Source organism: Thioalkalivibrio sp. ALR17-21, assembly GCF_000420185.1.
GTDB lineage: Bacteria > Pseudomonadota > Gammaproteobacteria > Ectothiorhodospirales > Ectothiorhodospiraceae > Thioalkalivibrio > Thioalkalivibrio halophilus.
This window is the reverse complement of the sequence record NZ_ATUL01000027.1, coordinates 32,004-40,899: the sequence shown is the minus strand read 5'-3', so window position 1 is coordinate 40,899 and position 8,896 is coordinate 32,004. Positions and strand designations below refer to the sequence as shown.

Genomic DNA, 8,896 nt, shown 5'->3' with positions numbered 1-8,896 from the left:
AACGCGACTTCGACCGCTACACCGCCCGGCTGCGCGGCGGGCCGGTACTGCTCGGAGACGGCTGGCGCCTGACCCTGCCCCTGGAACTGCGTCACACCCGCCGCGACGACGATGTCCGCAATACCCGGGCCACGGCCGGCGCCGAATGGACCCTGCGCCCGGGTCGGCCGCTGGAGTACACCCTGTTCGGGCAGGTCAGCCGGGTGCAGCACAAGCCCGCCGACGCCCGCGATGTGGACGGGGTCGCGGCCGGTGCCCGCGTCAGCTGGCGCCCCGACCCCCGGCTGCGCGTGTTCGGCGGGACGCTGGGGGGGGAAGACCGCGCCCGCCGCTCGCGCGGTGAGCACTTCGGACGCCGCTATGCCGGACTGCAGGCGGGTGCGGGCTGGGCCGTCGACGAACACCACCGGATCGACCTGCGTCTGGACCATCTCGTCAGCCGTCACCGCGAAGACGACCCCGCGTTCCTCGACCGGCGCCGCGATCGGCTGAACCGGGCCCGACTGGGCTGGGCCTGGGATCCCGCTCCTGACTGGCGGCTGGAACTGAGCGTGGAACACGCCGACAACGATTCCAGCCTCGATCTCTATTCTTACCGCCGCACGCAGGTCACCGCCGGCGTGCGCCGCGAATGGTGACCACCATGAACCCGTCCCGATTCCGTTTTCCGTTCGCGCAGGCCATTCCGGCCATGCTGGCCGCCGTCCTCCTCCTGGCCGGCCCGCCGGTAGCCGGCGCAGCCGAGCGCGAGGACGCCGGGCGCGTGCTGGTGGCCACCACCGGCGTGACCGCCGAGTACCGCGACCAGGACCCGCGCGAGCTGGCGCGGCGGTCCGAAGTCTACGTGCACGACACCGTGCGGACACCGGAGGGCGGGCGTGCCCAGCTGCGGATGATCGACGGGGAGATCCTTTCCCTGAGCGAATCCAGCGAACTCTACATCGATACCCTGGAACACGCCCCCGAAGCCGGTCCCGACGACGCGGACCGCAGCATCAAACGCCTGCTGCAGGGCGGCCTGCGCACCATCACCGGCGCGGTCGCCGGGGATGGCTACAGGGTCGAGACCCGCGCCGGCACCATCGGCATCCGCGGAACGTCCTTCGACGCCTTCACCCGCGGTGACGACCTGTACGTGCATGTTCGCCGAGGCGCGCTGTACGTGGAGAACCCGCACGGGCGCGTCGAGATCACCGCGGGCACCGCGCGCGATGCCGCCTACATCCGCGACCCGGATTCCGCCCCGCAGGCACTGCAGGGTGACGAACTCCCGGACTTCTTCTTCGACGCCTTCGAGGGCGACGTCGAGCGGGCGATGGCCGACGATCCCGATACCGAGCCCACCGCCACCACGGACCCGGGCGCGGCCCCGGGCCCGTCGGAAGACCGCTGGGGCGAAGCCGGACGCCCGGTGGCCCGCACCGCGGACGACGGCTTCGGCGAGACCGCCCTGCTGGAACACGACCGGGAGGTTTTTACCGACGCCACCGAACCGCCCGAGGTCGCGGATCCCGATTCCTACGGGTTCGTAACCGGCCAGTACTCGGAGCCGGGCACTCTCGATTTTTACGCCGGCCGCTTCCTGCAATCGCCGCTGAGCCTGGGTGACGACCGGCAGTTGCTCCAGGCAGAGGACGGTGAGGCATTCCTGGACCCGGACCTGGCGATCGAGACCTTCGTGGTGGACAGTGACGACACCGGGACCACCGGGACCGCGGAGATCGGCGACGCGTCGGTCTCCTGGGGCCGGTGGACGGATGCCGACGTCCAGCGACTCAACGACATCGAACCCTACGATTCGGGCGGAAACGACAGCTTCACCTGGATCACCTCCACCGAGGTCATCCATGACCCGGCCAATCTCCCCGGAACGGGAACGGCCAGCTACTCGCATGTGGGGATTGAGGGAACGGGCATGTTCGCAATCGACGCGGGCTCTCTGGCCGTCGATTTCGGCGCCGCGACGATCGGCGCTACCCTGGAATTCGGAGGTGGCGAGCAGCTGCAGACCACCGGGGGTTCGGTCGCGATCACGGAGTTCCACGCAGACGGCATCCCGCTCGAGTACGGCACCAATGTCCAGGGTCGGCTCGCAGGCCGCTTCGTCGGCTCCGACGCGGAGGGCGCCATCGCCGGTTACGAGATCCGTGAGGACGGTCAGTTCGTCGGCACCGGTGTGATCGCCTTCGAACAGGACTAGTGAGCCCCGCCCGCTCCCGCCGGTTCGCGACGGTCCTCGGGGGCCTGCTGGTCGCGCTGCTGGCCCTGCCGCAGGTGACCGGGCTCCCGGGGGTGACCCCGGCGCTGGACCGGGTCGAACGGCTGGTCTATGACCTGCGTATGCAGGCCCATCCGCCCGCCCGCGGGGCCACCGATTCGGAGGTTCCCATTGTCATCGTCGACATCGACGAGGCCTCGCTGGAACACGAGGGCCAGTGGCCCTGGCCGCGCCGGCGGATCGCCGAGCTGGTCGAACGCCTCGATGCGGCGGGGGCCGGGGTCATCGCACTCGATATCCTGTTCGCCGAGGCCGAGCGCAATCCGGTCGAGGCCGTCCGTGAACACCTGCCGGAAGACGCCTCGCTGCAGGCCCGGCTGGACCGGCTGGCGCCGGAACTCGACGGTGACCACCGGCTCGCGCGGGCCCTGCAAGACCGCGAGGTGGTCCTGGGCTATGTCTTCCACGCGCGGGAACGGTCGCGTTCGGGTGCCCTCCCCGAGCCGTTGCCGCTGGCAGAACCACTTGCGGTGGAGACGCTGGCCCTGCCTCCGGCCAGTGGCTACAGCGCGCCGCTGCCGGTGCTGCGCGAAACGGCCGCGACGGCCGGGTTCTTCAGCCTGCTCCCCGATGCCGACGGCACCCTGCGCCGCGCCCCGCTGCTGGCACGCATCGACGGAGAGCTGTACGGCTCGCTGGCCACGGAGACCGTGCGCCAGTTCCTGTTCCTGGAAGAGGCCCGCCTGACCACCGAGACCATCGACCGGCGCGAGCATCCGGAGGCGCTGCACCTCGACGACCATCTGACGGTACCGGTCGACGGCCGGGGCCGCATGCTGGTGCCGTACCGCGGCCCCCCCGGAAGCTTTCCGTACATATCGGCCTGGCAGGTACTGGAAGACGACCCCGCGGAGCGCATCCCGCCCGGGGCGATCGTGCTGGTGGGGACCACGGCGCCGGGGCTGTTCGACCTGCGCGCGACCCCGATGGACGCGGTGTTCCCCGGAGTGGAGATCCACGCCAACCTGATCGCGGCGATGCTGGACGAGGCCTTCCTCACCGAACCGGCCTGGGCCCCGGGCGCCAACCTGTCCATGCTGGTGGTGGCCGGCGGACTGCTGGCCCTGGTCCTGCCCCGTCTGGCGCCGCTGCGCCAGCTTGCGGCGTCCCTGGCCGCCGGCGGTGTCCTGCTCGCGTTCACCGCATGGCTGTGGTCGGCGCATGGCCTGGTGCTGGATCTGGCGTCCCCGTTGCTGGCGGTAGTGCTGATCGCGGTGTTCAATCTCGGCTGGGGCTTTCTGTTCGAGGCGCGCACCCGGCACCGGCTGAAGGCGATGTTCGGGCAGTACGTGCCGCCCGCGCTGGTGGAGCAGATGAGTGAGCATCCGGAGGCCTTCGACTTCGAGGGCCGCTCGCGCGAGCTGAGTATCCTGTTTTCCGACATCCGCGGCTTCACCGGTCTGTCGGAATCGCTGGAAGCCGACCAGCTCAAGCGGCTGCTGAACCGTTATTTCACGCCCATGACCCGGGTCATCTTCGAGCACCGGGGGACCATCGACAAGTACGTGGGCGACATGGTCATGGCGTTCTGGGGAGCACCCGTGGACGATCGCGAGCATGCCACCCACGCGGTGGAGGCGGCCCTCGAGATGCAGGCGGAAACCGCGCGGCTGCGCGAGGCCTTCACGGCACAGGGCCTCCCGGACATCCATATCGGCATCGGCATCAACAGCGGCGTGGTTAACGTGGGTGACATGGGTTCGGAATACCGCCGCGCGTACACGGTACTGGGCGATGCCGTGAACCTCGCCTCACGCCTGGAGGGCAGTAGCAAGTATTATGGAGTCGGAATCGTCGTCGGCGAGCGCACCCGGGAGCTGACCGGCGAGTGCTTCGTCTGGCGCGAGCTGGACCGCGTGCGGGTCAAGGGGCGCGATCGGCCGGTGCGGGTGTTCGAGCCGGTCTGCCGGTCCCCGGAGCACACGCCCGAGCTGCAGGCCGAACTGGATTCGCTGGCGCAGGCCCTGGACGCATTCCGGTCAGCGGATCTGGATGCGGCGGAGAAAGCCTTCCGGCGGCTGACCGGGGCGTACCCCGGGGTCGGACTCTACCGGCTGTACCTCGACCGCATCGAGCACCTGCGGCGCGAGCCACCGCCCCCCGACTGGGACGGCAGCTGGACCCGCGAGAGCAAATGACCCGCTACAGGAATGCGAGGAGAACAGACCATGGCCCGGGATGAATGCCTGAAGCGCTATACCCGGCTGATCGACCGCATGCCAGGATTCCCCGCATCGGTGCAGCGCATCCTCGAGCTGACCGCCAACCCCGACAGCTCGCCCGGTGAGCTGGTCGCGGCACTGGAACGCGATCCGGTGATCACAGTGCGCGTCCTCAAGCTGGTCAATTCGCCGTGGTTCGGACTGGCGCGCCCCGTCAGCTCGGTGCGCCAGGCCATGGTGATCGCCGGCCTCAACACTCTGCGCAATCTGGCGCTCAGCATCGCGGCGGTCGGCATGCTGCCCACGCGCAACGACGCCGGCATGGACACCGGCCGCTTTCTCGAGCACTCGCTGGGCGTGGCCACCATCGCGCGCCTGCTGGCGCGGCGCCTGGGGGTTCCGGAGAGCGAGAACACCGACCATTTTGTCGCCGGTCTGCTGCATGATTTCGGCAAGATCGTGCTGATCCGACACGCCGGCGAGGATTACGCTCCGGTCCTCGCGGCCGCGGCCGCCGGCCCTGTACCGCTGCATCGGGAAGAAGCCCGGCGACTGGGGGTGGATCACGCCGAGCTGGGCGGTCTGCTGATCGAACACTGGGGCCTGCCCGCTCCGCTGGCCGGTGCGGTCCGCTACCATCACGTGCCGGATCACGACGGCGACTGGAGCCTGCTGCGCGACACGGTGTTCGCGGCCAACCAGATCGTGCGTCACCTGGACTTCGGCGATTCCGGCAATCCGGTGATCGAACCCTTCCCGCGACCGATTCGCGAGCGTTTCGGCGCCGATCTTGCGGAATTGACGGAGGCCCTGGACGACCCGGGCGCGGAGCTGGAAGCCACCCGTCTGTTCATGCAGAGCGAGGAGGACAGTCGATGAGATTCACCTTCTGGGGCGTACGCGGCTCCATCCCGGTCCCCGGACCGCAGACCGTGCGCTACGGTGGCAACACCACCTGCATCGAGGTACGCGGCGCGCAGAACGAGCTGATCATCCTCGACGCCGGTACCGGGATCTTCCAGCTGGCCCGACAACTGCAGGCGGGCATGCCGCTGGAGGCAAGCCTGTTCATCACCCATACCCACTGGGACCACATCCAGGGGCTGCCCTTCTTTATCCCGATCTTCGTGGCGGGCAACCGCATCCGCATCCATGGCGCGGCGGACCCGGTGAATCAGCGCGACATCCACGAGGTCCTCGCGCGGCAGATGGACTACGCGTTCTTCCCGGTGCGCGACAACGAGCTGGCGGCCACCATGGAGTATGTCACCCTGCGCGAAGGGCAGACCACGCAGGTGGGCAGCGTGACCGTCACGCCCATGATCATGGGCCACCCGGTCCTCAACTTCGCCTATCGCCTGGAATCCGGAGGGCGCACGCTGGTGTTCACCGGTGACCACGAGTGGCCGTACAACATCTACGCCCCCGGCGAGGACGGCCATACGGAATACGAAGCGATGGTGCAGGAGCGCCGGGCGGCGATCATCGATTTCTTTCGCGGCGCCGATGCCCTGATCATCGACACCGCCTATACTCCCGAGGAATATCCGCGCCGCACGGGCTGGGGCCACGGCACCTACGACACCAGCATCCGGGCCGCGCGCGAGGCCGGAGTCAGGCAGGTGTGGCTGACCCACCACGAGCCGACGCGCGACGACGCTGAACTCGAGCGCGTATTCGCCCGGGCCCTGGAACGCAATCCGCCGCCGGACCCCGCGAGCGAACCGGCCATCCACCTCGCCCGCGAAGGCGTCACGGTGACCCTGTAGGCCGCGCCGCCCCCTTCCCCTCGACTCAGGCCGGCGGCGCACCCACCGCCAGTCCGGTCTGCTGCGCCGCAAGCACGATCAGCATCAGGGCGAGACCCGCATACAGCCCGGCCACCACGTCATCCATCACGATCCCGGTACCGTCGTGCCATTTCTCGTCGAAATAGCGTGCCGGCCAGGGCTTGAGGATGTCGAACAGGCGGAACAGGAAGAAACCCAGCGCGACCCAGACCAGCCCGGCGGCGTCACCCGCCAGGGTGATCCCGGGCGGGATGAAGGCCAGGGTCACCAGCATCCCCGCCCACTCGTCCCACACGATCCCCGAATGGTCGTGCACGCCCAGGCGCCGTGCGCTCTCCCCGCAGATGTGGAACCCGGCCATGGTCACGATCACGGTGATCGCCAGATAGGCCCACTCGGGGAAGTTCATGATCGCGAAATACAGCACCAGGGCGGCCAGCGAACCCGTAGTGCCGGGGGCCCAGCGCGAGAGCCCGGAGCCGAAGCCGAAGGCCAGCAGATGGATGGGGTCGCCGAACACGGTGCGTGCCGACGGCATCGTCGTTTTCGTCATCCCTGGAACCATGCAGTCCGGCCCTCGTCTCGTTGTTCAGTCAGTCCGCGAAATGATCGTGCCCCGAACGCCCCGCGTCCAGAGGGGCGCCGGTGGCATCCACCACGCGGATGGCGTCGCCGGTGGTGAACTCCCCGATCACGTGGAGCGCAACACCGGCGGCCTCCGCCAGCGGTGCCAGCTCCACCTCCGGCGGCACCGCCAGCAGCAGCTCGTAATCGTCGCCCCCGCCCAGGGCCCAGTCCCGCGCCAGCGCCGCATCCGCCCCGGCGAGTGCCGGATCCAGCGGCACCGCCGGCCAGTCGACGCGGGCCCCGCAGCCGGAGGCGGCGCAGACATGGCCCAGGTCCGCGAGCAGTCCGTCTGACAGATCGATGGCTGCGTGCGCATGTCCGCGCAGGGCCAGCCCCGCCGCCAGCCGGGGCTGCGGCCAGAACAGTCGTTGCACGACCGCGGCGCGGGCATCCGGCGGCCCCGCCCTCTCCTCGCGGCGTCGGGTCTCGGCCGCCAGTCCGGCCGCGGCACCCCCCAGCTCGCCGGTCACCACGAGCCGGTCCCCGGGGCGGGCCCCGTCGCGACGCAGCGCGCCTCCGGCGGGCACCTGGCCGAGCACGGTGACCCCCGCGGAACACGGCCCGCGCACGGTGTCCCCCCCCACCAGCGGAGCGCGCGTTTCCCGCGCCAGCTGCAGGAATCCCTCGCTGAAGGGCCTCAGCCACGCATCTTCGGCCTGCGGAACCGCCAGCGACAGGAGCACGCCCAGCGGCTCCGCACCCATCGCCGCCAGGTCGCTGAGACTGGCGGCCAGGGCCTTGTGCCCCAGGCTCGCCGGGGGATGATCGGGAAAGAAATGCCGGCCCTCCACCACGGTGTCGGTACTGACGACCAGCTCATGGCCGGGGTCCGGGCGCAGCAATGCGGCATCGTCCCCCACCCCGAGGACCACGCGCGCGTCCGCGACCGGATCCCCGGAGGGGCCGGCCGGCCGGAAGTAACACCGGATCAGGTCGAATTCGGACAGGGACGGGGACGCCATGCACCGCGCACCGGATGGTGGAGGACCCGCCTCAGCGACGGATCTCGGCGCTGCGCAGCTCGGCGGCCAGGCGGTCCAGCACGCCGTTGACGTAGCGGTGGGACTGCTCGGCGCCAAAGCGCTTGGCCAGCTCCACCGCCTCGTTGATCACCACCCGATAGGGCAGCTCGATGCGCTCGGCCAGTTCCCACTGGCCGATCCACAGCAGCGCGTGTTCCACCGGGTCGAGCTGGTCGAGCTCGCGCCCCAGCCAGGGCTGCATGCGCGCGTCCAGTTCCTGTTGCGCCCGAGTCACGCCCATCAGGATCTCGCGGAAGTATTCGGGATCCGCCTTGGCGTGCTCATCCTCCTCGCGGAACGCGAGCAGGATGTTCTTGGGGTCGTCCCCGGTAAGCTGCCAGGAGTAAAGCGCCTGCATCGCACGGCGCCGCGCAACCGAGCGGGCATGCCGCGCCCGCTGCTCGGGCGTGCTGCGCGGGCGCTGCTTGCGTCCGCCCTTGCCGGATCCGGCCGGGGACGCCTCGCGCGGCGGGCGGCCGGAGCTGCTGGAATCGCTGGATTCAGTCACGGCGTTCACGGCATCCCGGCTCACGAACCGGTGCGCAGGCGCGGCATCAGGCTGACCATCTCGATGGCCCCCATGGCGGCATCCGCCCCCTTGTTGCCCGCCTTGGTCCCGGCGCGTTCGATGGCCTGTTCGATGGAATCGGTGGTCAGCACGCCGAAGCTGATCGGCAGGTCGGCCTCCATCTGCACCTGGGCCAGCCCCTTGGCGGCCTCGCCCGCCACATAGTCGAAATGCGGCGTGGACCCGCGGATCACGCAGCCCAGGGCGATGATGGCGTCGTAACGACCGGAGCCCGCCATGGTGCGGGCCGCCAGCGGCAGTTCGAAGGCCCCGGGGACCCGGGCGATGGTCATGTTGTCATCCGCCACGCCATGCCGGCGCAGGGTGTCCACCGCGCCTTCCAGCAGACGTTCCACCACCAGGCTGTTGAAGCGCGCCAGCAGCAGGCCGAAACGGCGCCCGCCGGCGTCGGTAAACTGCCCTTCCAGGGTCTCGATCTCGTGCATGGG

General features: G+C 69.9%; 8 protein-coding genes and 1 pseudogene. 5 read left to right on the top strand and 4 right to left on the bottom strand.

The genetic code is table 11. From position 1 onward, the window contains the following. The 5 genes and pseudogenes from G020_RS0112495 to G020_RS0112475 form a co-directional block, all read left to right on the top strand. Positions 1 to 638 (top strand): annotated as a pseudogene (locus G020_RS0112495) (hypothetical protein); the annotation flags it as partial. Positions 639 to 643: 5 nt separating this feature from the next. Then, positions 644 to 2,200 (top strand): FecR family protein, encoded by a 1,557-nt coding sequence (locus G020_RS0112490; protein WP_196800321.1) that lies wholly within the window; start codon positions 644 to 646, stop codon positions 2,198 to 2,200. Then, the gene (locus G020_RS0112485) at positions 2,200 to 4,416 is read left to right on the top strand and encodes a CHASE2 domain-containing protein (RefSeq protein ID WP_024329818.1); all 2,217 of its coding nucleotides are present in this window, start codon (positions 2,200 to 2,202) and stop codon (positions 4,414 to 4,416) included. Before G020_RS0112490 ends, G020_RS0112485 begins: the two co-directional genes overlap by 1 nt. Positions 4,417 to 4,446: 30 nt before the next feature. Next, the gene (locus G020_RS0112480; protein WP_024329817.1) at positions 4,447 to 5,319 is read left to right on the top strand and encodes an HDOD domain-containing protein; all 873 of its coding nucleotides are present in this window, start codon (positions 4,447 to 4,449) and stop codon (positions 5,317 to 5,319) included. After that, positions 5,316 to 6,209, top strand: coding sequence for an MBL fold metallo-hydrolase (locus G020_RS0112475; RefSeq protein WP_024329816.1), 894 nt, complete (start codon positions 5,316 to 5,318; stop codon positions 6,207 to 6,209). The genes G020_RS0112480 and G020_RS0112475 overlap by 4 nt, the downstream gene beginning before the upstream one ends. A gap of 25 nt (positions 6,210 to 6,234) precedes the next feature. Here G020_RS0112475 and G020_RS0112470 read toward each other — a convergent pair whose 3' ends face one another. From G020_RS0112470 to ribE, 4 genes are read right to left on the bottom strand one after another with little or no spacing between them, the layout of a single operon-like run. Beyond that, positions 6,235 to 6,768: a phosphatidylglycerophosphatase A gene (locus G020_RS0112470; RefSeq protein ID WP_024329815.1), complete on the bottom strand. Its 534-nt coding sequence runs from the start codon at positions 6,766 to 6,768 to the stop codon at positions 6,235 to 6,237. Between the two features lie 55 nt (positions 6,769 to 6,823). After that, positions 6,824 to 7,819, bottom strand: coding sequence for a thiamine-phosphate kinase (gene thiL, locus G020_RS0112465; protein WP_024329814.1), 996 nt, complete (start codon positions 7,817 to 7,819; stop codon positions 6,824 to 6,826). A gap of 31 nt (positions 7,820 to 7,850) precedes the next feature. Beyond that, positions 7,851 to 8,396 carry a transcription antitermination factor NusB gene (gene nusB, locus G020_RS0112460; protein ID WP_081647438.1) on the bottom strand — a complete coding sequence of 182 codons (546 nt, stop codon included), beginning with the start codon at positions 8,394 to 8,396 and terminating at the stop codon, positions 7,851 to 7,853. Between the two features lie 11 nt (positions 8,397 to 8,407). Further along, positions 8,408 to 8,893, bottom strand: coding sequence for a 6,7-dimethyl-8-ribityllumazine synthase (ribE, locus tag G020_RS0112455; RefSeq protein ID WP_024329812.1), 486 nt, complete (start codon positions 8,891 to 8,893; stop codon positions 8,408 to 8,410). Between the last annotated feature and the right edge of the window lie 3 nt (positions 8,894 to 8,896).

Excerpts from the sequence above, each read along its gene's own strand:
- G020_RS0112490 (WP_196800321.1), top strand. The coding sequence starts at position 644 with ATGAACCCGTCCCGATTCCGTTTTCCGTTCGCGCAGGCCATTCCGGCC.
- G020_RS0112480 (WP_024329817.1), top strand. The coding sequence starts at position 4,447 with ATGGCCCGGGATGAATGCCTGAAGCGCTATACCCGGCTGATCGACCGC.
- G020_RS0112475 (WP_024329816.1), top strand. The coding sequence starts at position 5,316 with ATGAGATTCACCTTCTGGGGCGTACGCGGCTCCATCCCGGTCCCCGGA.
- G020_RS0112470 (WP_024329815.1), bottom strand. The coding sequence starts at position 6,768 with ATGCCGTCGGCACGCACCGTGTTCGGCGACCCCATCCATCTGCTGGCC.
- thiL (WP_024329814.1), bottom strand. The coding sequence starts at position 7,819 with ATGGCGTCCCCGTCCCTGTCCGAATTCGACCTGATCCGGTGTTACTTC.
- ribE (WP_024329812.1), bottom strand. The coding sequence starts at position 8,893 with ATGCACGAGATCGAGACCCTGGAAGGGCAGTTTACCGACGCCGGCGGG.